The organism is Streptomyces sp. RLA123 (genome assembly GCF_056270165.1).
Map to the genome: position 1 here is coordinate 5,751,022 of NZ_JBWDOR010000003.1, position 24,160 is coordinate 5,775,181.

Sequence of the window (24,160 nt, forward strand, 5' to 3'; positions counted from 1 at the left end):
CGCCCATCCTGCCCGTTACGGCAGGGCGAGCATCCGCTCCAGCGCGAGCTTGGCGAAGTGCTCGGTCTCCTTGTCGACTTGGATGCGGTTGACGACCTTGCCGTCGGCCAGGGACTCCAACGTCCACACCAGGTGCGGCAGGTCGATCCGGTTCATCGTCGAGCAGAAGCAGACGGTCTTGTCCAGGAAGACGATCTGCTTGTCCGGGTGCGCCTTGGCCAGCCGGCGCACGAGGTTGAGCTCGGTGCCGATCGCCCAGGACGAGCCGGCCGGGGCCGCATCGAGCGCCTTGATGATGTACTCGGTCGAGCCGACCTGGTCGGCCGCGGCCACGACCTCGTGCTTGCACTCGGGGTGCACCAGGACGTTGACGCCGGGGATGCGGGCGCGGACGTCCTCGACCGACTCCAGCGAGAAGCGGCCGTGCACCGAGCAGTGGCCGCGCCACAGGATCATCCGGGCGTCGCGCAGCTGCTCGGCGGTGAGGCCGCCGTTGGGCTTGTGCGGGTTGTAGACGACGCAGTCCTCCAGGGAGAAGCCCATGTCGCGGACGGCGGTGTTGCGGCCGAGGTGCTGGTCGGGGAGGAAGAGGACCTTGTTCTCCCGGCCCTCGCCCTGCTCGAAGGCCCACTCCAGGGCACGCTTGGCGTTGCTGGAGGTGCAGATCGTGCCGCCGTGCCGGCCGGTGAACGCCTTGATGTCCGCGGAGGAGTTCATGTACGAGACGGGCACGGTGACGTCGGCGACGCCGGCTTCGGTGAGCACGTCCCAGCACTCGGCGACCTGCTCGGCGGTGGCCATGTCGGCCATCGAGCAGCCGGCGGCCAGGTCGGGGAGGATCACCGCCTGGTCGTCGGAGGTGAGGATGTCCGCGGACTCGGCCATGAAGTGCACACCGCAGAAGACGATGTACTCGGCCTCGGGCCGGGCGGCGGCGTCGCGCGCCAGCTTGAAGGAGTCGCCGGTGACGTCGGCGAACTGGATGACCTCGTCGCGCTGGTAGTGGTGGCCCAGGACGAAGACCTTGTCGCCGAGCTTCTCCTTGGCGGCGCGGGCCCGTTCCACCAGGTCCGGGTCGGAGGCGGCAGGCAGGTCGCCGGGACAGTCCACACCGCGCTCGCTGCGGGGATCGGACTCGCGGCCCAGGAGAAGCAGCGCGAGCGGGGTCGGCTGGACGTCCAGCGGTTCGGTGGTGGTGGTCACGGGCCCGGAGCCCTTTCTCTGCGGAACTGCGGCTCAACCTTTTCGTCTACTTGACGCTATCTATCATAACCCGTTCGCGTCAGGATGACGATGGGCATCGCGTCACTGTGACGCATTACCTGGAGCAGCCCCGGTGTGCGAGCATGGATGACGCGAAAGACGGTCGGACCCGGAGGAATGAATCCGGGAAGCCACCGGTTGACCGTCGTGGCAGCAGTCCGTACAACCCGGGAGTGATCAGATGACGGTTCAGGACGAGACCAGCCAGAGCGAGGGCATCCTGCTGTCCGACGCAGCGGCCTCCAAGGTCAAGAGCCTGCTCGAGCAGGAGGGCCGCGAAGACCTCGCGCTGCGTGTCGCCGTCCAGCCGGGCGGCTGCTCCGGTCTTCGCTACCAGCTCTTCTTCGACGAGCGCGCGCTCGACGGCGACGTCGTCAAGGACTTCGGTGGCGTCAAGGTCGTCACCGACCGCATGAGCGCCCCGTACCTCGGCGGCGCCTCGATCGACTTTGTCGACACCATCGAGAAGCAGGGCTTCACGATCGACAACCCGAACGCGACCGGCTCCTGCGCCTGCGGCGACTCCTTCCACTGAGTCCCGGCGCGTACGCGCACCCGCACGGAGGCGGCGGACACCCGAACGGTGTCCGCCGCCTCCGTCGTTCCCGCGACCGGCGCTACGCGTGCGGCACGGTGCTGCCGTCGGAGAGGTCCACGACCTTCCGGTCGCCCAGCGGCCCGTCGAGCGGGACCGTGCGGGTGAACTTCTTGGCGATCATGATGCATGCCTCGCCGGGGTTCTTCTCCACCGAGGTGACGCGCACCTCCACCACCCGGCCCGAGTCGTCGGCGGTCGCCGCGTAGCTGCTGCAGACGCCGCCCCAGAAGTGCAGGGTCAGCTTCGAGCCCTCCACGGCGTACGACTCCACCTTTGTCATCCCCGCCCGCGGCCCCGTGCCCGCGCCGGGCCGGCCGGGTGAGCCGGGGACCGTCTCCGAGGGGGAGGGGCCCTGGCCCGGCGGGCCGCTGCGCACGTACGCCGGGTCCACGGCGGGCTGCGCCACCACCGAGGTGCCCCGCACGCCGGGCTGCGTCAGCGTGAACAGCCACGACGGGACCAGCGCCCGGCCTCCGGCCACGAACTGCGCCGACAGCCCGAACTCGGCCTTGCGCACCTCCTGGCCCCTGGGCCCGTACGGCAGGCACGGCACCTGCCTCGGCAGCACCGGGTCCCCGCCCGGTGCGCGCGACTCCTTGGGCACCACCGTCGGGCAGTTGCGGAGCCCCAGGTCGCCGCCGGTGCCCGGGCGCCTCAGCTGCTCCAGTGCCTTCCCGGCCGACACCACGGGATAGGTGTCACCCCGGGTCAGCGGCGCCATCACGCCGTACGCGGTGACCACGCCGTCGTGGCCCACGGTCAGCACCGTGCGCCACCCGTGCGTCGGCAGGCCCGCGACCTTCGGGTCCGCGGTGACCCTGCGCAGGGCTCCCGCGGACTCGCCCGCGTCGGTGCGGGCGTCCTTCAGCCCGAGTGCCGCGAGTACCGGGGCCGCATCGCGCAGCGCCCGGTCCTCGGGTACCGCGTGGTCGTCCGGGGCCGGCAGCCGCTTCTGCCGCGGTGCGGCGGTGTAGAGGGAGTACGCCCAGTCGCCGGGCGCCTGCCGGCTCACCCGCAGCGCGGGCCCGCCGCCGTCCGGGGTGCCGCCGGCCTTCCACATCCCGTGGTCGGAAAGGACCGTCCCGGGCACCCCCAGGGCGCGTGCCAGCTTCTCCACGGCGGCGCGCGGGACCGTGCCGGGGCGCTGTACGGCGGCGGAGGACGGCCCTGCGGGCAGAGACGTCCTGAGCACCGGGTCGCCGACCGCGCCGTGCGTGGTGCCGTCGAGTTCCAGCGGAGGCGGGGATTGGCCGGCGCCACCGCTGCCGCCACCGCCGGACGCACGAGGCGTCACGCCCTGGGCGCCGGCCGCCGCCCAGTAGGCGCCGCCGCCCCCGGCGGCCAGCACGGCCGCGGCGACCGCGGGGACGGCCCAGGACGACCTGCGCCGGCGGTGCGGCGGCGCGCTCTCGCTCTCCACGATGGCTCCTTCGGCTCCGTACCAGGGGTACAGCACATGACGCCCCTGTGACTCAGGAGCGGGACGTCACTTGGACGGGCCGGAGCGCGTCGCGGTTCCGATCAGTCCCCGTATTCGGCCATGCCCTCGACGACGTGCGCGGACGCCTCGGGCACCGTGATGCCGTGCAGTCGGGAGGGGGCGACCCGTGGGGCCTCCGGCGTCGCGGAGGTCTCCCAGTGCTGGGCCATCTTGCGGCAGTCGCCGAGCAGCTCGGCGAGCGTCTCGGGTTCGCCGAGCGGAGCGGCGGGCAGGGAAGGGGTCATAAGCCGACCCTAGGCATCCTGAATCACATGAGAAAGCCCTACTATCGGGTAGTTTCTCCGTGTCGCGTCCACCGGCCCAGCCGGTAACGTTGACAGGTCCGTCACCCGCCCGCCCTCCGCAGGAGCAGCCCAGCCGTGCGTATCGCAGTCACCGGCTCCATCGCCACCGACCATCTGATGACCTTCCCCGGCCGATTCGCCGACCAGCTCGTCGCGGATCAGCTGCACACGGTCTCCCTGTCCTTCCTGGTCGACACCCTCGACGTGCGCCGCGGAGGCGTCGGCGCCAATATCTGCTTCGGAATGGGCCAACTGGGTGTACGGCCCGTCCTCGTCGGCGCCGCCGGCCCCGACTTCGACGACTACCGGGCGTGGCTGGACCGGCACGGCGTGGACACCGCGTCCGTGCGGATCTCCGAGGTCCTGCACACCGCGCGCTTCGTCTGCACCACCGACGCCGACCACAACCAGATCGGCTCCTTCTACACCGGTGCCATGAGCGAGGCCCGCCTCATCGAGCTGCACTCCGTCGCCGCTCGCGTCGGCGGTCTCGACCTGGTCCTCATCGGTGCCGACGACCCCGAGGCGATGCTCCGCCACACCGAGGAGTGCCGGTCCCGGGACATCCCGTGGGCCGCGGACTTCTCGCAGCAGATCGCCCGCATGAACGGCGACGAGATCCGGATACTGCTGGACGGCGCGGCCTACCTCTTCTCCAACGAGTACGAGAAGGGCCTCATCGAGTCCAAGACCGGCTGGACCGAGGCGGAGATCCTCGGCCGGGTCGGCACCCGGGTCACCACCCTGGGGTCCCGCGGCGTGCGCATCGAGCGGGTGGGCCAGGAGCCGATCGTCGTCGGCTGCGCCGAGGAGGAGGCCAAGGTCGACCCCACGGGCGTGGGCGACGCCTTCCGCGCGGGCTTCCTGTCCGGCCTTGCCTGGGGCGTCGGGCACGAGCGCGCCGCGCAGGTGGGCTGCATGCTCGCCACCCTGGTCATCGAGACCCTCGGCACCCAGGAGTACCAGCTGCGCCGGGCGCACTTCATGGACCGCTTCACCAAGGCCTACGGCGACGAGGCCGCCGACGAGGTCCGCACGCACCTGCGCTGACGCCTTCCCGCGCCGGCCCTTCGCGCCCCGCCGTCCCCTGGGCGGCGGGGCGTCGTGCGCGGCGGGTCAGGACAGGCGGCGCACCCAGTAGGCGACGCCGTGCGGCGCCTCGTGCGCACCGGCGTACTCCTGGCCGCGCATCTCGCACCACGCGGGGATGTCGAGCCGGGCGGCCTCGTCGTCGGACAGGACGGAGACGATCCCGCCGACCGGCACGTCCTCGATGACCTTGGCCAGCTCGATCACCGGGATCGGGCACCGCTTGCCGAGGGAGTCCACCACCAGGTCCGGCAGGCCCTCCTGCGACGCTCCGGTCGGCCGGGCCGAGGGCTCGGGAGCGCCGAGGCGTTCGCGGACGGTCGCGACCACGCCGGGCAGCGCCTCCAGGAAGCCCTCGACGTCGTCGGCCACCGCGCCCGACGGGAGCGACACGCGGACGTTCCCCTCCGACAGCACGCCCATGGCCTTGAGGACATGGCTGGGCGTCAGGGTGCTCGACGTGCACGACGACCCGGAGGAGACGGACCAGCCTCCCCGGTCGAGTTCGTGCAGCAGGGCCTCGCCGTCGACGTAAAGGCAGGAGAACGTCACGATGTTGGGCAGCCGCAGCGACGGGTGCCCGACGACCTCGACGTCCGCCACCTGCTCCGGCACCCGGGCGCGGATCCGGTCGACCAGCGCCGACAGACGGGCCGCCTCCGCGACCGCCTCCGCGCGCACCGCCCGCAGCGAGGCGGCCGCCGCGACGATCGCCGGAAGGTTCTCGAAGCCGGGGGCGCGGCCGGACTCCCGTTCGTCCGCGGGTCCCTGGGGGGCGAAGCGGGTGCCCTTGCGCACCGCGAGCAGCCCGACCCCGGACGGCCCGCCCCACTTGTGGGCGCTCGCCGCCAGCAGGGACCAGGGGCCCTCGACCGGCCCCCAGCCCAGCGATTGCGCGGCGTCGACCAGCAGCGGCACCCCGGCCGCCCGGCACAGTTCCGCCGCCTCCGCCACCGGCTGCACCGTGCCCACCTCGTGGTTGGCGGACTGCAGGCACGCCAGTGCGGTGTCCGTCCGCAGTGCCTGCCCGAAGGCCGCGGCGTCGACCAGGCCCGTGCGGTCCACCCCCACCTCGGTGACGGCGCCGCCCTCCACCGCGTGCAGGACGGAGGAGTGCTCGACCGCCGAGACGACCACGTGCCGCCCGACCCGCCGCCGTCCGGCCAGCGTCCCGGAGACCGCCGCGTGGACCGCGCGTGTCCCCGAAGGAGTGAAAACCAGTTCGTCCGGCCGGCATCCCACGGCCTCCGCGGCGGCCTCGCGCGCCGCGTCCAGCAGCAGCCGGGCCCGGCGTCCCTCCCGGTACAGCCGAGCGGGGTCGGCCCAGCCCTCGTCGAGCGCGGCGAGCAGGGCCTGACGGGCGACGGGATGCAACGGAGCGGCGGATGCGGCATCGAAATAGGGCACGTCCGGCACGGTACGCCCCGGCGGTCCGGCCGGCGTCTGGGCCTGCGTCAGAACACCCCGGAACGGGGGCTTCCGCGCCCGCGGAACGACGTCCGACACCCCTTCGGGGGCCGCCCCGGCGCGTTGGCACCCCTCCCCGCGCGGCCCAAAAACGAGTCCAGTAGGGTTTGGTCCGCATAAACATCCACACCACTGCCCGCGCCAGGGCGACCGACCAGCACAGGCCGGGAATCCCGACGCGCGGGCGAGACTCTCGGGAAGGCGCTACGTGAGTCCCTACGGCTCCGACCGCTCGTCGCGGCGCCCGATGCGGCGGATTCTGCCGCAGGCGCTGGCCGCGGGCCTGGTCCTTGCGACCGCCACCGGTTGCACATACGAGGACTTCCCCCGCCTCGGCATGCCCAGCCCCGCCACCGTCGAGGCACCGCGGATCCTCTCGCTCTGGCAGGGTTCCTGGGCCGCCGCGTTCGCGGTCGGTGTGCTCGTCTGGGGACTGATCCTCTGGAGCATCATCTTCCACCGGCGTAGCCGCACCAAGGTGGAGGTGCCGCCGCAGATCCGGTACAACATGCCGATCGAGGCGCTCTTCACCACGGTCCCGCTGGTCATCATCTCGGTGCTCTTCTACTTCACCGCCCGGGACGAGTCCAAGCTCCTGGAGACCTCCAAGCGGCCCGACCACGTCATCAACGTCGTCGGCTTCCAGTGGAGCTGGGCGTTCAACTACGTCGAGGACGTGGACGGCAACCCGTCGACGCCCGCGGCGGGCACGGTGCCTGCGGAGCTCTCCACGATCTCGGCGAAGAAGCTGGACGCGCCCGCCGGCGCGGACGGCGTCTACGACTTCGGCTCCGCGGCCACCCGGGACCCGGACACCGGCAACCCGGGCCCGACCCTGTGGCTGCCCAAGGGTGAGACGGTTCGTTTTGTGCTCACCTCGCGTGACGTCATCCATGACTTCTGGGTGGTCCCCTTCCTGATGAAGATGGACGTCATCCCCGGCCACACCAACGTCTTCCAGGTGACTCCCAACAAGGAGGGCACCTTCATGGGCAAGTGCGCCGAGCTGTGCGGCGTGGACCACTCCCGGATGCTCTTCAACGTCAAGGTCGTCTCTCCGGCGCAGTACCAGCAGCACCTGAAGGACCTGGCGAAGAAGGGCCAGACCGGTTACGTCCCGGCAGGCATTGCCACCACCGGCAACGCCAAGAACGCGGAGACCAAGACCCAGTGAGCATTCTCAACGAACCCCACGGCGCGGCCGCGGCGCACGAAGACACGTACGAGGACGAGCTGCCGCTCCGCACGAAGCAGCCCGGCGCGGCGGTCGTGAAGTGGCTGACCACGACCGACCACAAGACGATCGGCTCGCTCTACCTCGCGACCTCGTTCTTCTTCTTCATCATCGGCGGCATCATGGCGCTCATCATGCGCGCCGAGCTTGCCCGCCCCGGCACCCAGGTGGTGTCGAACGAGCAGTTCAACCAGCTCTTCACGATGCACGGCACCGTGATGCTGCTGATGTTCGCGACGCCGCTGTTCGCCGGCTTCGCGAACTGGATCATGCCGCTGCAGATCGGCGCCCCCGACGTCGCCTTCCCGCGGCTGAACATGTTCGCCTACTGGCTCTACCTGTTCGGCTCGCTCATCGCGGTCGCCGGCTTCCTGACCCCGAACGGCGCCGCCGACTTCGGCTGGTTCGCCTACTCCCCGCTCACCGACGCGGTCCGCTCGCCGGGCATCGGCGGTGACCTGTGGATCATGGGTCTGGCCTTCTCCGGCTTCGGCACGATCCTCGGCTCGGTCAACTTCATCACCACGATCATCTGCATGCGCGCCCCCGGCATGACGATGTTCCGGATGCCGATCTTCGTCTGGAACGTGCTGCTCACCGGTGTGCTGGTGCTCTTCGCCTTCCCGGTGCTGGCCGCCGCGCTGCTCGCCCTGGAGGCGGACCGCAAGTTCGGTGCCCATGTCTTCGACGCCGCCAACGGCGGCGCCTTGCTATGGCAACACCTGTTCTGGTTCTTCGGGCACCCAGAGGTGTACATCATCGCGCTGCCGTTCTTCGGCATCATCAGTGAGGTCATTCCGGTCTTCTCCCGGAAACCGATGTTCGGTTACGTCAGCCTCATCGCGGCGACCATCTCCATCGCCGGCCTCTCGGCGACCGTGTGGGCGCACCACATGTACGTCACCGGCGGTGTGCTGCTGCCGTTCTTCTCGTTCATGACCTTCCTGATCGCGGTACCGACCGGTGTGAAGTTCTTCAACTGGATCGGCACGATGTGGAAGGGCTCACTGAGTTTCGAGACACCGATGCTCTGGGCGATCGGCTTCCTGATCACTTTCGCCTTCGGTGGTCTGACCGGTGTCATCCTGGCCTCGCCACCGCTGGACTTCCACGTCTCCGACTCGTACTTCGTGGTGGCGCACTTCCACTACGTCGTCTTCGGAACCGTCGTCTTCGCGATGTTCTCCGGCTTCCACTTCTGGTGGCCGAAGTTCACCGGCAAGATGCTGGACGAGCGGCTGGGCAAGATCACCTTCTGGACGCTGTTCATCGGCTTCCACGGCACGTTCCTCGTCCAGCACTGGCTGGGCGCCGAGGGCATGCCGCGCCGCTACGCGGACTACCTGAGCGCGGACGGCTTCACCACGCTGAACACCATCTCGACCATCAGCTCGTTCCTGCTGGGCCTGTCGATGCTGCCGTTCTTCTACAACGTGTGGAAGACCGCCAAGTACGGCAAGCCGGTCGAGGTCGACGACCCGTGGGGCTACGGCCGCTCCCTGGAGTGGGCGACCTCCTGCCCGCCGCCGCGGCACAACTTCCTCACGCTGCCGCGCATCCGGTCCGAATCCCCGGCCTTCGACCTCCACCACCCGGAGATCGCGGCTCAGGACCAGCTGGAGAACGTCGGCCCGGCCCCCAAGGCCGTCTCCGGCGGCGATGAGAAGGAGACGGGCAAGTGAAGTTCCAGGGCAGGCTGTTCCTGTGGCTCTCCTTCTTCTTCCTGGCCATGGCCATCGTCTACGGCCTGTGGTCCAAGGAGCCGGTCGGCACCACGGCGCTCTTCCTCTCCTTCGGCCTGGCCGTGATGATCGGGTTCTACCTGGCCTTCACCGCCCGCCGGGCGGACACCGGGGCGCAGGACCGTGAGGACGCGGACGTCGCGGACGACGCCGGCGAAATGGGCTTCTTCAGCCCGCACAGTTGGCAGCCGCTGCTGCTGGCCTTCGGTGGTGCCACCGCCTTTCTCGGCATCATCTTCGGCTGGTGGCTGATCTACTTCGGCGCGCCCTTCATCCTCTTCGGGCTGTGGGGCTGGGTCTTCGAGTACTACCGGGGCGAGAACCGCACCCAGTGAGCTCTTGGCGCACACGGGCGAGGCCCGGACACCCGAATGGGGTCCGGGCCTCGCCCGTTCGCACGCGCCCGACGCGCGCGGACGGTCTCTTATGCATACCGTGTGATCATGGGTCTCTTTTCTCCCCGCCGAATGGCGATCGCACTCGTGACAGCGGTGGTGGCAGCTCCACTGGCTGCCTGTTCGGGTGGCGGCGATCCGTTGGCCAAGGCTCCCTACGACGCCTCGGGTGACGTGGTGTGGGCCGCGGGCACGGGCACGAAGAAGGCCGACCCCGGGAAGCCGCTGGAAATCACCGTCAAGGGTGACAGCAAACGCATCACGGATGTGACGGCCACCGACGCCTCCGGCCGGTTCATCCGCGGGCGGCTCTCCAAGGACGGCAGGCACTGGCAGAGCACCTCCGCACTGGGGGCGGGGGCCCACTACACCGTCCGGGTGAGCACCGAGGACAAGGACGGCCGCCAGGGCCGCAAGACGCTGGCGCTCGACACCCGCGCCCCCGACAAGCTGCTGCGGGTCACCTTCGGCCCGGAGAGCGGCACCTACGGCGTCGGACAGCCCGTCACCGCCGAACTCAGCGCTCCGGTCAAGGACATCAACGCACGCATCGCCGTCGAGCGCAGTCTGCACGTCGACTCCGCTCCCTCGGCCGGCCAGGGCGCCTGGTACTGGGTGGACGACCGCACCCTGCACTACCGCCCGCGCGCCTACTGGCCCGCGCACGCCCGGATCGAGGTGCGCAGCACCCTCGACGGCCTGCACATCAAGGGCGGCATGTACGGCGGCCCGGCCAAACCCCTGACCCTGCGTACCGGGGACCGCGTGGAGGCGCTCACGGACGCCGAGACGCACACCATGACGTTCAAGCGCAACGGCCGTGTCGTGCGCACCATCCCGGTCACCACGGGCAAGCCCGGCTTCTCCACCCGCAACGGCATCAAGGTCGTGCTGGGCCAGGAGGCCAACGTACGCATGCGCAGTGAGACCGTGGGCATCGCGTCGGGCAGTTCGGACGCCTACGACCTGCCCGTGCAGTGGGCCACCCGGGTGACCTGGAGTGGCGAGTACGTGCACGCCGCGCCCTGGTCGGTGGGCTCGCAGGGCGTCGCCAACGTCAGCCACGGATGCACCGGTATGAGCACGGACAACGCCCACTGGTTCTTCGAGAACGTACGGCGTGGAGACATCGTGGTGGTCTCGCACAGCCTGGGTGAGGAGATGGCGCCGTTCGGGAACGGATTCGGCGACTGGAACCTCAGTTGGGCCGACTGGCGCAAGGGCAGCGCCGCCGGGGCGCGGGCCGGCACCGACCCGGCCGCGGCGGACGACACGGACGACCCGCAGGCCCGCCTGCGGCCGGTTCTGTGACCTCCGCGCCGCTGCCTAGGTGTCGATGGACAGACGCTGCCTGAGCAGCCCCGCCAGGGCCGCGCTCAGCTCGACCGGGTCGACGGGGTGGCTCACCGCCGCGTCGGCCCGGCTCCAGCTGGCCAGCCAGGCGTCCTGGGGGCGTCCGATCAGGACCAGCACCGGCGGGCAGCGGAAGATCTCGTCCTTGACCTGGCGGCACACACCCATGCCGCCCGCCGGCACGGCCTCGCCGTCCAGCACGCACACGTCGATGCCGCCGTTCTCCAGCGCGCTCAGCACGGCGGGAAGGGTCGCGCACTCCAGGTACTCCACCGGCGGCAAGTCGGCTGCGGGGCGGCGTCCGACGGCCAGACGGACCTGCTCCCGGGTGTTCCTGTCGTCGCTGTAGACCAGCACCGCCGCGGTCGTCTGCATCCGTGCCTCCTCGCCTTCGTGGAGTCGCCTGCCTGTGGCCGAACCTTACTCCTGAGCAGGGTCCTTCGAGGAGTGTTAGCTCCTTCGGGCGATCTCCACCGCTGTCCCAACGGCCTTGACACACCGAATGGCACCCCCCGGAGTGAGCGCGAGATAAGGGACCGACATAATGTCGGTCGTGGCGACAGCAACAGCAGTAGAAACCGGGCACGCGCACCCGTCGGTCAACCGGCCGAACCTCACCAGCGTCGGAACCATCATCTGGCTGAGTTCCGAGCTGATGTTCTTCGCGGCCCTCTTCTCGATGTACTTCACTCTCCGTTCGGTGACGGGTGCCGAGTACTGGAAGGCCCACGCCGCCTTTCTCGACATCCCGTTCTCGGCGACGAACACGACGATCCTCGTGCTCTCCTCCTTCACCTGCCAGATGGGTGTCTTCGCGGCCGAGCGCGGCGATGTGAAGAAGCTCCGCGCCTGGTTCACCGTGACCTTCATCATGGGCGCGATCTTCGTCGGCGGTCAGATCTTCGAGTACACGAACCTGGTCAAGGAGGACGGCCTTTCGCTCTCCTCGGACCCGTACGGTTCGGTGTTCTACCTGACCACCGGCTTCCACGGTCTGCACGTGACGGGCGGTCTCATCGCCTTCCTGCTGGTCCTGGGACGGACCTACGCGGCCAGGCGGTTCACCCACGAACAGGCCACCGCCGCGATCGTCGTCTCCTACTACTGGCACTTCGTCGATGTCGTCTGGATCGGCCTCTTCGCCACGATCTACCTGATCAAGTAAGCGGACAGCCGCGGCAGCCGCGGCCATCGGTCCGTATCCCAGACCCATCGACGCAAGAGATCCTGACACCGGGGTAATCCGTGAAAAAGCTCTCCGCACGACGGCGCCACCCGATGGCGGCGCTTGTCGTCCTACTTCTCGCGCTCACGGCCATCGGGGGGCTGTACGCGGCGGTCGCGCCCGCGCCCAAGGCGCAGGCCGACGACAGCTCCCAGTCCCTCGCCATCGAAGAGGGCAAGAAGCTGTATGCCGTCGGTTGCTCCAGCTGCCACGGTACGTCGGGCCAGGGAAGCAGTGACGGCCCGAGCCTGGTCGGCGTCGGCTCCGCGGCCGTGGACTTCCAGGTCGGCACCGGCCGCATGCCGGCCCAGCAGCCCGGCGCTCAGATTCCGAGCAAGAAGGTCATCTACTCGCAGAAGCAGATCGACCAGCTCGGCGCCTACATCGCGTCGCTGGGCCCCGGCCCGTCCACGCCCACCAAGGAGCAGACCAACCCGAGCGGCGCGGACACCGCGCGAGGCGGGGAGCTGTTCCGCACCAACTGCGCGCAGTGCCACAACTACCAGGGCAAGGGTGGCGCCCTGACGAACGGCAAGTACGCCCCGTCGCTCTCGGGCGTGAGCAACAAGCACATGTACGAGGCCATGCTCACCGGCCCGCAGAACATGCCGTCGTTCCCCAACAGCACGATGCCCGAGCAGAACAAGCGCGACATCATCGCCTACCTGAACGCCGTCAACGGCGACAAGGCGCCGAGCCCCGGCGGTATGTCGCTGGGCAGCCTCGGCCCGGTCACCGAGGGCCTGTTCGGCTGGATCTTCGGTCTCGGCGCTCTGATCGTCTGTGCGTGCTGGATCGGCGCCCACACCACCAAGGCCAAGAAGTCATGAGTCAGGACATGTCAGAAGAGAACCTGCCTGAGCGTTCGGCTCACGGCGCCGGCGAAGTCAGCCGCGCGGATGAGCACCCGTTCGCGGACCCGGGCCTGCCCGCGCACCTCCCGCGCCGCCAGGACATCGACGAGAAGGCTGCGAAGTCTTCCGAGCGCACCGTGGCGCTGCTGTTCACGGTCTCGATGATCGCCACGCTCGGCTTCATCGCGAGCTTCGTCGTCCTCCCGATCGACAAGATCGTCTACGTCTGGCCGCTGGGTCACGTCAGTGCGCTCAACTTCGCGCTGGGCATGACGCTGGGTGTCTCCCTCTTCGCCATCGGCGCCGGCGCGGTCCACTGGGCCCGCACCCTGATGGACGACACCGAGCGCCCGGCCGACCGGCACCCGATCGAGGCCGACACCGAGACCCGGGCCCAGGTGATGCGGGACTTCGGCGACGGCGCGCGAGAGAGCCAGCTCGGCCGCCGCAAGCTGATCCGCAACACGCTGTTCGGTGCGCTCACCCTGGTCCCGCTGTCCGGCGTCATGCTGCTGCGCGACCTCGGCCCGCTGCCGGAGGAGAAGCTCCGCCACACCCTGTGGGCCAAGGGCAAGCTGCTGGTGAACCAGAACACCAACCAGCCGCTGCGTCCCGAGGACGTCGCCGTCGGTTCCCTGACCTTCGCCGTGCCCCAGGGGCTGGAGGAGGACCAGGAGGACTTCCAGGAGCAGATCGCCAAGTCGGCGCTGATGATCGTCCGGATCGAGCCGGAGGACATCAAGGACAAGCGAGCGCGTGACTGGGCGCACCAGGGCATCCTCGCCTACTCCAAGATCTGCACCCACGTCGGCTGCCCGATCAGCCTGTACGAGCAGCAGACGCACCACGTGCTCTGCCCCTGCCACCAGTCGACGTTCGACCTGTCCGACGGTGCCCGGGTGATCTTCGGTCCGGCAGGCCACGCCCTGCCGCAGCTGCGGATCAGCGTGAACGACGAGGGCTACCTCGAGGCGCTCGGCGACTTCGAAGAGCCCGTGGGCCCTGCCTTCTGGGAGCGAGGATGACTACCAACGAGAGCGCGAGCGCCAAGCCGCGCGGCAAGGCGCCCGCCGGCGAGCGGGTCGCCGACTGGGCCGACGGCCGGCTGGGTATCTACAGCCTGGCCAAGGCCAACATGCGGAAGATCTTCCCGGACCACTGGTCCTTCATGCTGGGCGAGATCTCCCTCTACAGCTTCATCATCGTCATCCTGACCGGTGTCTACCTGACGCTGTTCTTCCACCCGGCGATGAACGAGGTCGTCTACGACGGCTCGTACACCCCGCTGCAGGGCATCAGGATGTCCGAGGCGTACGCGTCGACGCTGCACATCAGCTTCGACGTGCGCGGCGGTCTGCTGGTCCGGCAGATCCACCACTGGGCGGCCATCGTCTTCGTGGCCGCGATGCTCGTGCACATGATGCGCGTCTTCTTCACCGGCGCCTTCCGCAAGCCGCGCGAGGTCAACTGGCTGTTCGGCTTCCTGCTGCTGTTCCTCGGCATGTTCGACGGCTTCATGGGCTACTCGCTGCCGGACGACCTGCTGTCGGGCACCGGTATCCGCTTCATGGAGGGCGCGGTCCTGTCCGTGCCGATCGTCGGCACGTACTTGTCGTTCTTCCTCTTCGGCGGGGAGTTCCCCGGGCACGACATCGTGCCGCGGTTCTACACGATCCACGTGCTGCTGATCCCGGGCATCATGGCGGGCCTGCTGGTGGCCCACCTGATCCTGGTCTTCTACCACAAGCACACGCAGTTCCCGGGTCCCGGCAAGTCCGAGAAGAACGTGGTCGGCATGCCGCTGCTGCCGGTCTACACCGCGAAGGCGGGCGGCTTCTTCTTCCTGGTCTTCGGTGTCATCGCGGCCATGTCCGCGCTGGTGTCCGTCAACCCGGTCTGGGCGTACGGCCCGTACCGTCCGGACCAGGTGTCGACCGACGCCCAGCCCGACTGGTACATGGGCTTCTCCGAGGGCCTGATCCGCATCATGCCGGGCTGGGAGATCAGCCTGTGGGGACACACCCTCGTCCTGGGTGTGTTCATCCCGCTGGTGATCTTCCCGATGGTCCTGGGCTTCATCGGCGTCTACCCGTTCCTGGAGTCGTGGGTCACCGGTGACAAGCGCGAGCACCACCTGCTCGACCGCCCGCGCAACCGCCCGGTCCGCACCGGCATCGGCGCGGCCTGGATCAGCCTGTACCTGATCCTGCTGGTCGGTGGTGGCAACGACCTCTTCGCCACCCGCTTCCATCTGTCGATCAACGCGATCACCTGGGTGGTCCGGATCTCCTTCTTCGTGCTGCCGGTGCTGGTCTTCTTCGTCACGAAGCGGATCTGCCTGGGCCTCCAGAGGCGCGACCGCGACAACGTGCTGCACGGTCGTGAGACCGGCATCATCAAGCGGCTGCCGCACGGCGAGTTCATCGAGATCCACGAGCCGCTGGACCAGTCCAAGCTGTTCACGCTCACCTCGCACGAGCAGCCGGTGCCGCTGGCCGGCGGCCCGGAGACGGACGAGAACGGCGTGGAGAAGAAGGTCGGCCTCACCACGCGAGTGCGCGCGATGCTGTCGCGCGGCTACTACGGCGAGGGGACGCAGATCCCCAAGCCGTCGGCCGAGGAGTACGAGGAGATCACGAGCGGCCACGGCCACCACTGATCCCGAACGCTGTGCCACCGGGCGGGGCCCTGTTCGTCGGAGTTCATCCGATGGACGGGGCCCTTTCCCGTTCCCCGCCGCCGATAGGCTGGGGCCGAACCCATCCATTGCACGTCAGACCACCCGGAGTGTGGACCGTGAGCGTTGTGAACCCCGCTGGAGGCGACACCGCGGCGGGTCGCTCCTGGCCGGAGATCCTGGGAGCCCTGCTGGCGGGACAGGACCTGAGCACCGCGGAGACGGCCTGGGCGATGGACCGCATCATGAGCGGCGGGGCGTCCGACGCCCAGATCGCCGGATTCATGGTGGCCCTGCGGGCCAAGGGCGAGACCGTCGACGAGGTCACCGGTCTCGTCGAGGCGATGTACGCGCACGCGCAGCCGCTCGACATCCCCGGGCCGGCCGTCGACATCGTGGGCACCGGCGGCGACCGGGCCAGGACCGTCAACATCTCGACGATGTCCGCCATCGTCATCGCCGGGACCGGGACCAAGGTCGTCAAGCACGGCAACCGGGCGGCCAGCAGCGCCAGCGGCGCCTCCGACGTGCTGGAGAAGCTGGGCATCAACCTGGACCTGTCGCCCGACCGTGTCGCCCGGGTGGCCGAGGAGACCGGCATCACCTTCTGCTTCGCGGCCAGGTTCCATCCCGCGATGCGCTACGTCGCCTCGGCGCGGCGCGACCTGGGGGTCCCGACCTCCTTCAACATCCTCGGCCCGCTGACCAATCCGGCCCGCGTCGGGGCGTCGGCGGTCGGCTGCTTCGACACCCGGATGGCCGGTCTGATCGCGGGAGTGCTGGCGCGGCGCGGCTCCTCCGCGCTGGTGTTCCGCGGCGACGACGGACTGGACGAGCTGACGGTCACGTCCACCTCCCAGGTGTGGATCGTGCGTGACGGGGCCGTGGAACAGGTTCCCTTCGACCCGCGCGACGTCGGTATCGAGCTGGCCCCGATCGAGGCGCTGCGGGGCGCCGACGCGGCCTACAACGCCGATGTGGCGCGCCGGCTGCTGGCCGGTGAGACCGGGCCGGTGCGCGACGCCGTCCTGCTGAACTCCGCCGCCGCGCTGGTGGCGCTGGAGTCCGGGGCGGGCGCCTTGGAGGAGCGGATCGCCGCGGGAATGGCACGGGCGGCAGAGTCCATCGACTCGGGTACGGCGGCGAAGACGCTGGAGCGGTGGGCGGCGGCCACGAACGCGTAACCGCGGGGACGTTCGCGCGGAAGGGCCGGGGCCGCTCGCCCCGGCCCTTTCGCGTCCCCGTCGCGGCCACCGTGCGAGGTGCGCCGGGGGCAGCGGTCCGCGATGTCCGGGATGCGGACCGCGGCTTGCGGCGCCGGCCGGCTGTGGCAGGATGCTGCGCAGGTCACGAGTGACAGCGACACGGCCCCGGCCCGCTGTCCGGCAACCCTCCTTCCGTGGCGGGGTGCCCCGGGTGATGACCAGGCCGCAGGCAGCGAGGTCTGCGGCAAGCGCGGTCATGAGGAGTTCTTCCGTGAGCAAGCGAATGCGCTAGGGCCCGAAGGCCCTATTCCCCCCTCCCCGGGCGCGCCCTGCGTGCCGTCCGGCATTCCGAGGGCTTTCCCGTCGAACCCTGACGCCCTGTCGCTTCCCCCTGCCCACAGGAGAATTCGCCATGTCCGTGCGCCCTGCCGAGACCGTCCGCACCACCCCGCTCCCCGTCCTCGGCCGCGATGTCCTCGTCCCGCTCGTCACGGGCGGCGAGGTCGGCTACGCCGCCCTCGACTACGCCGCGAGCGCGCCCGCGCTGCAGCGGGTCTGGGACGACGTGGCCGCCTACGCGCCCTACTACGGCAGCGTCCACCGGGGCGCGGGGTACCTGTCGCAGCTGTCGACCGACCTGTTCGAGCAGAGCCGCGCGGAGGTGGCCGCCTTCCTGGGCTGCCGGGTGGACGACCAGGTGGTCTTCACCCGGTCGACCACGGACTCGCTCAATCTGCTGGCGTCCGTCGTGCCGGACGGGACCCGGGTCTTCGTCTTCGAGACCGAGCACCACGCCTCGCTGCTACCCTGGCGGGACGGCGATGTCACCTATCTGAGCGCGCCGCGGACCCCCGCGGAGGCCGTGGCCGTGCTGGAGCGCGCGCTGGCCGCGCGCGAGCCGTACGGTCCGGCGCTGGTCTGTGTGACGGGTGCGTCCAATGTGACCGGTGAGCTCTGGCCGGTGCGCGAGCTGGCGGCGGCGGCCCACGCGCACGGCGCGCGCATCGTGGTCGACGCGGCCCAGCTCGCGCCGCACCACCCCGTCGACGTGGCCGCGCTCGACGTGGACTGGGTCGCCTTCTCCGGGCACAAGCTCTACGCGCCGTTCGGCTCCGGCGTCCTGGCCGGCCGCGCCGACTGGCTCCGCGAGGCCGAGCCCTACCTCGCGGGCGGCGGCGCCTCACGGCGCGTGGCCCGCCGCGCCGACGGCGGCGTCGAGGTGGACTGGCACACCACGGAGGCCCGCCACGAGGCCGGCTCGCCCAACGTCATCGGCGTGTACGCCATCGCCTCCGCCTGTCGGGCCCTGCGCGAGGCGGGCTTCGACGGCCTCGTCGAGCGCGAGCAGGCGCTGGTCGCCCGCGTGCGCGAGGGGCTGGCGGGAATCCCGCAGGTGCGGGTGCTGTCCCTCTTCGGCGAGGACGCCCCCCGAGTGGGCGTCCTGTCCTTCGTGGTCGACGGCTGGAACAGCTCCCACTTCGCCGCCGCCCTGTCCGCCGAGTACGGCATCGGCGTCCGCGACGGGCTGTTCTGCGCCCATCCCCTCGTCCGCACGCTGCTGGGCGACCACACCGAACCGGGCGACTGCGGGGGCGAATCCACCCTCAACGCGGTCCGCGTCTCCTTCGGCGCGGGCACCCCCGACGAGCACGTCGACCGCTTCCTCGCCGCCGTCGCCACCCTCGTCACCGACGGCGCCCAGTGGCGCTACCGCACGGAGAACGGCCGCTGCGTCCCCGCGTAGCGACGCGCCGGAGGAGCGCCGGCGGGGCCTAGGAGTCGAGGCCGAGGGCGAACGCGGCCTCGAGGTCGTGCTGGGAGTACGTGCGGAAGGCCACGTGCGTGTCGGTGGCCTCGACGCCGGGGATCTTGCTGATGCGGCCGGGGATGACGTCCGCGAGCTGGTCGTGCTGGGCGACCCGGACCATGGCGACCAGGTCGTAGGTGCCGGTGACGGAGTAGACCTCGCTGACGCTGTCGAGCGCCGCGATGGACTGCGCGATCTCGGGGATCCGGTCGACGCTGGTCTTGATGAGCACGATCGCGGTGATCACGGCTGTAGGTCTCCTTGGGTCGCCCTGGGTGCGGGCTCAAGCTTAGGCCTTGCCCGGTAGCAGCCCCATGCGCACAGGAAGCCGAAGAGGAAGCCGGTGATGTGCGCCAGGTACGCCACGCCCGGACCGGACTGCTGGGCCTGTCCGGCGAGGGACTGGAGCACGAACCAGAAGACGAGCACCATCCACGCCGGGAAGCGCAGCGGCAGAAAGAAGAGGAAGGGGAAGAGGCTCGTCACGCGCGCCCGGGGATAGAGGTACAGATACGCGCCGAGGACACCGGAGATGGCGCCGGACGCGCCGACCAGTGCCTGGGTGGACGTGGTGTGCGCCAGGGCGTAGCCGTAGGTGGCCAGGTAGCCGCACACCACGTAGAAGACGAGGTAGCGCAGCCGGCCCATGCGGTTCTCGACGTTGTCGCCGAAGACATAGAAGAACAGCATGTTGCCCAGCAGGTGAACCCAACTCCCGTGCACGAACAGCGCCGTGAGCACCGACACGAAGGGCGACCGCCCGATGTCAGCCGGCGGGGGGCATCCGGTCGGCATCACGACCGACGCGGCGGCCACGTGCCCGTGCCAGAGCTCCGCGGGGATGACACCCCACCGGGCGAAGTACGAGGCCTGGGCGCACGCGAGTTCATGGCCGGTGCCGTACACGGGGTTGAGCCCCGAGGCCGGGCCGATGAGGAAGACCGCCACGCAGAGCCCGATCAGGGCGTACGTCACCACCGGTCTGCGGCGGACAGGGTTCTCGTCGTACACCGGGATGACCATGGATCGATCATGACGGACCGGGCGCAACCGTCACAGGACGCCTCGCCGCAGCGCCGGATCCCGCCGAGGCCGTAGGGTGACCGGAACGCAAACGCGCGACCTAGGAGCAGACCCGATGACGGTTCCCCTGCCGACCTCCACGACCCGGTGGCGCTGCACCCTCTGCGGAAACCTGACCCGGTTCGACGTCACGCGCTCCAGCAGGGTCGTCGAGTACGTGCACCTGGACCTGGCCGGGGAGCCCAGGGTGGAGGAGCGCGAGGTGCTGAGCGAGACCGTCGAGTCGGTGCGCTGCCGCTGGTGCAACGCCGTGGACCGGGTCGAGCTGGTGGACCGTCCCGACGCGGCGGCTGCGCAGGCCTGACCGCCGCCGGGGACAATGGAGGGGCGCGGCGCGACCTGAGGAGTCGGGGGAGGCCGGGGAGGCGCCGAAGAACTGGACAGGAGTGACTGGTGGACCGGACCGACGGTAATCCGGGCCACGGCGACGAGGCGGCCGGGCCCGCGGCTCCGGCTGCCCCGGACGGCTCGGCCGCGCCCGAGGCCCTCGACCGCCCGTTGCCCGAGGGCGTGCGCCATCGCGTGGTCTCGCTGGCGGCCGACGCCTTCGGCGGGCTGACCCTGGGCGAGCTGCCCGCGGTGCTGCGCCCGTATGCCCGGTTCACCCCGACTCGCCGCGCCAAGTTCGCGGCCACCGCCATGGCCACCGCCCTGGAGGGCGATCCCGCCTTCCGGCAGCGGGTCGCCGGACGGCTGCGCGAGGCGGAGCCCGATCTGTGCAAGGCGCTGGACGCCGGCACCCCGCCGCCGGCCGTGGATCCGCTGGACGTGGCCGCGGCCGCCTATCTGCTGCGGCCCGCGGGCTGGGCGAAGCTGGTCGCCGCCGCCGGTGAGGAGGCGCAGCGCGCCAGCGCCGAACGGGCCGGCGAGGAGGTGCTGCGCGAACTGCGGCAGCTGAAGGCGGAACTCGACGAGGTGCGGGCGCATGCCCGCACCGAGGCCGTCCGGTCCCGTTCCGACCTCGACGCGGCCCGCAAGGAGGCGGAGGCGCTCCAGCGCAAACTGCGCAGCGCCGGCAGCGATGTGAAGCGCGCCGAGGCGGCGCTGCGCAAGGTCGAGGCCGAACTGGACGAGGCGCGGTCGTCCGCCGCGGCGGACAAGGCGGCCGCGGACGGCGAGGCGCGCCGGCTGCGGGCCCGGCTGGCCGAGGCGGAGTCGGCGGTCGAGGCCGGCCGCCGGGCGGCGCGCGAGGGCCGCACTGTGGAGGACATGCGGCTGCGACTGCTGCTCGACACCGTGCTGGACGCCGCGTCCGGACTGCGCCGGGAGTTGGCGCTGCCGCCGCGCGACACCCTGGGCGTACGCCCGGCCGACACCGTGGACGCGGTGGCGCCGGGGGCGATCAGCCCGAAGGACATCGCGCGCCGCGCACTGTCGGAGGACGACCCCGCGCTGCTGGACCAGTTGCTCGCGCTGCCGCAGGCCCATCTGGTCATCGACGGCTACAACGTCACGAAGACCGGTTATCCCGCCCTGCCGTTGGAGAAGCAGCGGCTGCGGCTGCTGGGCGGCCTGGCGGTGCTGGCCGCGCAGAGCGGCGCCGAGGTCACCTGTGTCTTCGACGGCGCGGACCTGGACGTGCCGGTGCTGCTCGCCCCGCCGCGCGGGGTGCGGGTGCTGTTCAGCAAGGCCGGTGAGACGGCCGATGAGTTGATCCGGCGTCTGGTTCGGGCGGAACCTCCCGGTCGTCCGATTGTGGTGGTTTCGTCCGACCGTGAGGTCGCGGACGGGGTGGCCCGCGCCGGCGCCCGCCCGGTCGCATCCATCTTGTTGCTCAAGCGACTTGCCCGGGTGTGACCTGGAGCACACCGTGGGGCGGGTGGGGTCGTTTTTCGGAGCTCTGTGTCAACTCGCCATCACTACGCGTGTGATGTGTGTAAAGAAAACGCGAGTGAAAGACTTTTTTCCTTCAGAGATTTGATCCGATCACGAGATGGTCACTAGGGTCAGGCCTCGAACCTCTGCGCAGTCGATCACCCAATCGGGGTGGCGGCGGAGGTCCCGCCGATCCGAAGTGGCGTGCGTACGACGGGGGACGCCGACGCTCGGGGCCGGGGAACCGTGGTTCCCGATGCACGCGGCAGGCGGCTGGAGGAAGAAGGAGCTCGCCCGAGTGGCGTCCCACCGTCGTCCCAAGCAGACCAGTCGCGCACGTGTCACTGTGCTCACCGCGACCGCCGCCGCAGCCGTGGCGCTCTCCGCCCAGGCCGCCCAGGCCGCTCCTGCCAAGCAGTCCGTCAAGAGCGTCAAGGCCAAGGTCGACGCTCTGTACGAGCAGACCGAGCAGGCGACCGAGAAGCTCAACGGCGCGACGGAGAAGCAGGACAAGCTGCAGAAGCAGGTCGAGGTCATCCAGGACGAGGTCGCCCGCCAGCAGGGCGACCTGAACGACCTGCAGGACGACCTCGGCACCCTCGCCAGCGCCCAGTACCGCAGCGGCGGCATCGACCCGACGCTGCAGCTCTTCCTCTCCGCGGACCCGGACAGCTACCTCGACAAGGCGTCCACCCTCGACCAGGTGAGCACCAAGCAGGCCGAGTCGCTCCGTCAGATCGCGGAGAAGAAGCGCACGCTCAACCAGCAGAAGGCCGAGGCGGCGGGCAAGCTCTCCGAGCTCGACCAGACCCGCACCGAGCTGCGCAAGAAGAAGAAGGAAGTCCAGGGCAAGCTGGCGGAGACGCAGCGGCTGCTCAACTCGCTGAACGCCGCTGAGCGCGCCGCGCTCGCCGCCGAGGACGCGCGCTCCAGCCGCAGCAACGAGCGCGTCGACCTGGGCAACGACACCGCGGCCTCCGGCCGCGCCGCCGCCGCCCTCGCGGCCGCCACGAGCAAGCGGGGTGCGCCGTACGTCTACGGCGCCACCGGCCCGAGCTCCTTCGACTGCTCCGGCCTCACCTCCTGGGCCTACGCCCAGGCCGGTGTCTCCATACCCCGGACCTCCCAGGCCCAGGCCAACGCCGGCACCCGCTTGTCGATGAGCCAGCTGATGCCCGGCGACCTGGTCATCTTCTACGGCGACCAGCACCACGTCGCGCTCTACGCGGGCAACGGCATGGTCCTGCACGCGCCGCGCACCGGCACGGTCGTCCGCTACGAGTCGATCAACAACATGCCGTTCCAGTTCGGCGTCCGCATCTGATCGCATCCGAGCGGCCCGGTTGAACCTATCGGGTGATCTCGTACGGTGACGGCCGGGCGGTGACCTGCACAAGTGGCGCACCGCCCGGCCTTCGTGCGTCCCGGGGTCTTTGAACTCCGCGTGCACGGCTGACTACTGTCGGTCGACGTGCCTTCACATCGACGCATTCCGCAGCCGGGCCAGGGCCCCCGTACCGCACGGGTCACGGTCCTGACCGCCGCTGCCGCCACCGCCGCCGCGGTGGCGGGTGCCGCCTCCGCGGCGAGCGCGCAGGCCCGGCCCGCGGAGACCGCGACCGACGTGGCCACCCGCATCGACCACCTCTACGAGCAGGCCGAGCGGGCGACCGAGCAGTTCAACGCGGCCAAGGAGCGCTCGGAGCAGCTGCGCGGCCAGGTGGAGGTCCTCCAGGACCGCGCCGCGCGCGGCCAGGAGCGGGTCAACGGGCTCCGCGACGACCTCGGCATGCTCGCCGGCGCCCAGTACCGCAGCGGGGGAGTGGACCCCACGCTCGCCCTGCTGCTCTCCCCGGATCCCCGCACCTACCTCGACCGGGCCGCCACCGTCGACCGGATCAGCAGCCGCGGCGACGCCCGGCTCGGCGAACTGCGCGACGCCCAGCGGGTGCTGGACCAGGAGCGGACCCAGGCGGCCGGCCGGCTGGTGGAGCTGGAGCGGGCCCGGACCATGCTCAACGCCCGCAAGCAGACGGTGCAGCGCAAACTGATGGCCGCCGCGCGCCTGGTCAACTCCCTCACCGACGAGGAGCGGGCACGGCTCGCCTCGCGCCTCGAGCAGCGTGCCTCCCGGTCAGGACGGCTGATCGACATCCCGGACCTCGCGGCGTCCTCCGCACGCGCCGCCGCCGCCGTGTCGGCCGTGCGCTCCGTCGTCGGCGCCCCCTACGCCTGGGGCAGCACCGGCCCCGGCGCCTTCGACTGCTCCGGGCTCATGGTCTGGGCGTACCGGCAGGCCGGTGTCGGACTGCCGCGCACCTCCCAGGCACAGATGCACGCCGGGCGGCAGGTGCCGCTCAGCCAGGCACGCCCCGGCGATCTGGTCGTCTACCGGGGCGACGCCGGCCATGTCGGCATGTACGTCGGGAGCGGCCAGGTCGTGCACGCCCCCTACCCCGGGGCGCGCGTGCGCTACGACCCGATCGGCATGATGCCGGTCGCGGCGGTGACCCGGCCCGCGTGAGCCGATCCGCGGGGCGCGAGCCGCGCGACCGCGGGACCGTACGA

At 70.5% G+C, this 24,160-nt stretch carries 23 protein-coding genes and 1 riboswitch; of the genes, 16 read left to right on the forward strand and 7 right to left on the reverse strand.

The window, feature by feature from the left end; translation table 11 throughout:
- Positions 1–15: 15 nt before the first annotated feature.
- Positions 16–1,203: a quinolinate synthase NadA gene (nadA, locus tag RV983_RS26235; RefSeq protein WP_475988177.1), complete on the reverse strand. Its 1,188-nt coding sequence runs from the start codon at positions 1,201–1,203 to the stop codon at positions 16–18.
- Positions 1,204–1,444: 241 nt separating this feature from the next.
- Between nadA and RV983_RS26240 the strand changes: the two genes are divergently transcribed.
- Positions 1,445–1,798 carry a HesB/IscA family protein gene (locus tag RV983_RS26240; protein ID WP_319662142.1) on the forward strand — a complete coding sequence of 118 codons (354 nt, stop codon included), beginning with the start codon at positions 1,445–1,447 and terminating at the stop codon, positions 1,796–1,798.
- 82 nt (positions 1,799–1,880) lie between these two features.
- On the opposite strand, the gene RV983_RS26245 is transcribed toward RV983_RS26240, so the two are convergent.
- Both RV983_RS26245 and RV983_RS26250 read right to left on the reverse strand, forming a co-directional pair.
- Positions 1,881–3,281, reverse strand: a complete 1,401-nt coding sequence (locus RV983_RS26245; protein ID WP_475988178.1) for a hypothetical protein — start codon at positions 3,279–3,281, stop codon at positions 1,881–1,883.
- Between the two features lie 101 nt (positions 3,282–3,382).
- Positions 3,383–3,586, reverse strand: a complete 204-nt coding sequence (locus tag RV983_RS26250) for a hypothetical protein (RefSeq protein ID WP_475988179.1) — start codon at positions 3,584–3,586, stop codon at positions 3,383–3,385.
- 135 nt (positions 3,587–3,721) lie between these two features.
- Between RV983_RS26250 and RV983_RS26255 the strand changes: the two genes are divergently transcribed.
- Positions 3,722–4,696 (forward strand): carbohydrate kinase family protein, encoded by a 975-nt coding sequence (locus tag RV983_RS26255; RefSeq protein WP_475988180.1) that lies wholly within the window; start codon positions 3,722–3,724, stop codon positions 4,694–4,696.
- Positions 4,697–4,762: 66 nt separating this feature from the next.
- Here RV983_RS26255 and RV983_RS26260 read toward each other — a convergent pair whose 3' ends face one another.
- The gene (locus tag RV983_RS26260; RefSeq protein WP_475988181.1) at positions 4,763–6,142 is read right to left on the reverse strand and encodes an aminotransferase class V-fold PLP-dependent enzyme; all 1,380 of its coding nucleotides are present in this window, start codon (positions 6,140–6,142) and stop codon (positions 4,763–4,765) included.
- Between the two features lie 268 nt (positions 6,143–6,410).
- On the opposite strand from RV983_RS26260, the gene ctaC reads away from it, so the two are divergent.
- The 4 genes from ctaC to RV983_RS26280 all read left to right on the forward strand — a co-directional run bounded on the left by ctaC (position 6,411) and on the right by RV983_RS26280 (position 10,884).
- Entirely contained in the window at positions 6,411–7,376 is a 966-nt protein-coding gene (gene ctaC, locus RV983_RS26265; protein WP_475988182.1) for an aa3-type cytochrome oxidase subunit II, read from the forward strand.
- Positions 7,373–9,118, forward strand: coding sequence for an aa3-type cytochrome oxidase subunit I (ctaD, locus tag RV983_RS26270; RefSeq protein WP_475988183.1), 1,746 nt, complete (start codon positions 7,373–7,375; stop codon positions 9,116–9,118). Before ctaC ends, ctaD begins: the two co-directional genes overlap by 4 nt.
- A complete protein-coding gene (locus RV983_RS26275) occupies positions 9,115–9,513 on the forward strand; it encodes a cytochrome c oxidase subunit 4 (protein WP_475988184.1) in 399 nt (132 codons plus the stop codon). The genes ctaD and RV983_RS26275 overlap by 4 nt, the downstream gene beginning before the upstream one ends.
- A 132-nt stretch (positions 9,514–9,645) precedes the next feature.
- Entirely contained in the window at positions 9,646–10,884 is a 1,239-nt protein-coding gene (locus RV983_RS26280) for a L,D-transpeptidase (protein WP_475988185.1), read from the forward strand.
- 15 nt (positions 10,885–10,899) lie between these two features.
- Here RV983_RS26280 and RV983_RS26285 read toward each other — a convergent pair whose 3' ends face one another.
- Complete coding sequence (locus RV983_RS26285) at positions 10,900–11,301, reverse strand: response regulator transcription factor (RefSeq protein ID WP_475988186.1); 402 nt, start codon at positions 11,299–11,301, stop codon at positions 10,900–10,902.
- Between the two features lie 169 nt (positions 11,302–11,470).
- On the opposite strand from RV983_RS26285, the gene ctaE reads away from it, so the two are divergent.
- From ctaE to RV983_RS26315, 6 genes are all read left to right on the forward strand, one after another.
- Positions 11,471–12,091, forward strand: coding sequence for an aa3-type cytochrome oxidase subunit III (ctaE, locus tag RV983_RS26290; protein ID WP_475988187.1), 621 nt, complete (start codon positions 11,471–11,473; stop codon positions 12,089–12,091).
- 80 nt (positions 12,092–12,171) lie between these two features.
- Positions 12,172–12,981 (forward strand): cytochrome bc1 complex diheme cytochrome c subunit, encoded by an 810-nt coding sequence (gene qcrC, locus RV983_RS26295; protein WP_475988188.1) that lies wholly within the window; start codon positions 12,172–12,174, stop codon positions 12,979–12,981.
- Positions 12,978–14,030, forward strand: coding sequence for a cytochrome bc1 complex Rieske iron-sulfur subunit (gene qcrA, locus RV983_RS26300; RefSeq protein WP_475988189.1), 1,053 nt, complete (start codon positions 12,978–12,980; stop codon positions 14,028–14,030). Before qcrC ends, qcrA begins: the two co-directional genes overlap by 4 nt.
- Positions 14,027–15,664 carry a cytochrome bc1 complex cytochrome b subunit gene (qcrB, locus tag RV983_RS26305; RefSeq protein WP_475988190.1) on the forward strand — a complete coding sequence of 546 codons (1,638 nt, stop codon included), beginning with the start codon at positions 14,027–14,029 and terminating at the stop codon, positions 15,662–15,664. The genes qcrA and qcrB overlap by 4 nt, the downstream gene beginning before the upstream one ends.
- Before the next feature lie 137 nt (positions 15,665–15,801).
- Positions 15,802–16,866, forward strand: coding sequence for an anthranilate phosphoribosyltransferase (gene trpD, locus RV983_RS26310; protein WP_475988191.1), 1,065 nt, complete (start codon positions 15,802–15,804; stop codon positions 16,864–16,866).
- Positions 16,867–17,027: 161 nt separating this feature from the next.
- A riboswitch (SAM riboswitch) is annotated at positions 17,028–17,144 on the forward strand.
- 155 nt (positions 17,145–17,299) lie between these two features.
- On the forward strand, positions 17,300–18,631 hold the full coding sequence (locus RV983_RS26315) for an aminotransferase class V-fold PLP-dependent enzyme (RefSeq protein WP_475988192.1): 1,332 nt from the start codon (positions 17,300–17,302) through the stop codon (positions 18,629–18,631).
- Between the two features lie 28 nt (positions 18,632–18,659).
- Here the strand turns inward: RV983_RS26315 and RV983_RS26320 are convergent, their stop codons facing one another.
- Both RV983_RS26320 and RV983_RS26325 read right to left on the reverse strand, forming a co-directional pair.
- Positions 18,660–18,941 carry an Lrp/AsnC family transcriptional regulator gene (locus RV983_RS26320; protein WP_475988193.1) on the reverse strand — a complete coding sequence of 94 codons (282 nt, stop codon included), beginning with the start codon at positions 18,939–18,941 and terminating at the stop codon, positions 18,660–18,662.
- A complete protein-coding gene (locus RV983_RS26325; protein WP_475988194.1) occupies positions 18,938–19,717 on the reverse strand; it encodes a rhomboid family intramembrane serine protease in 780 nt (259 codons plus the stop codon). The genes RV983_RS26320 and RV983_RS26325 overlap by 4 nt, the downstream gene beginning before the upstream one ends.
- A gap of 115 nt (positions 19,718–19,832) precedes the next feature.
- On the opposite strand from RV983_RS26325, the gene RV983_RS26330 reads away from it, so the two are divergent.
- The 4 genes from RV983_RS26330 (at position 19,833) to RV983_RS26345 (ending at position 24,116) form a co-directional block, all read left to right on the forward strand.
- The gene (locus tag RV983_RS26330) at positions 19,833–20,081 is read left to right on the forward strand and encodes a hypothetical protein (RefSeq protein WP_475988195.1); all 249 of its coding nucleotides are present in this window, start codon (positions 19,833–19,835) and stop codon (positions 20,079–20,081) included.
- 89 nt (positions 20,082–20,170) lie between these two features.
- Entirely contained in the window at positions 20,171–21,574 is a 1,404-nt protein-coding gene (locus tag RV983_RS26335; protein ID WP_475988196.1) for an NYN domain-containing protein, read from the forward strand.
- A 316-nt stretch (positions 21,575–21,890) separates the two neighbouring features.
- Entirely contained in the window at positions 21,891–22,916 is a 1,026-nt protein-coding gene (locus tag RV983_RS26340; RefSeq protein WP_475988197.1) for a C40 family peptidase, read from the forward strand.
- A 147-nt stretch (positions 22,917–23,063) separates the two neighbouring features.
- Positions 23,064–24,116 (forward strand): C40 family peptidase, encoded by a 1,053-nt coding sequence (locus RV983_RS26345; RefSeq protein ID WP_475988198.1) that lies wholly within the window; start codon positions 23,064–23,066, stop codon positions 24,114–24,116.
- Positions 24,117–24,160: the final 44 nt, after the last annotated feature.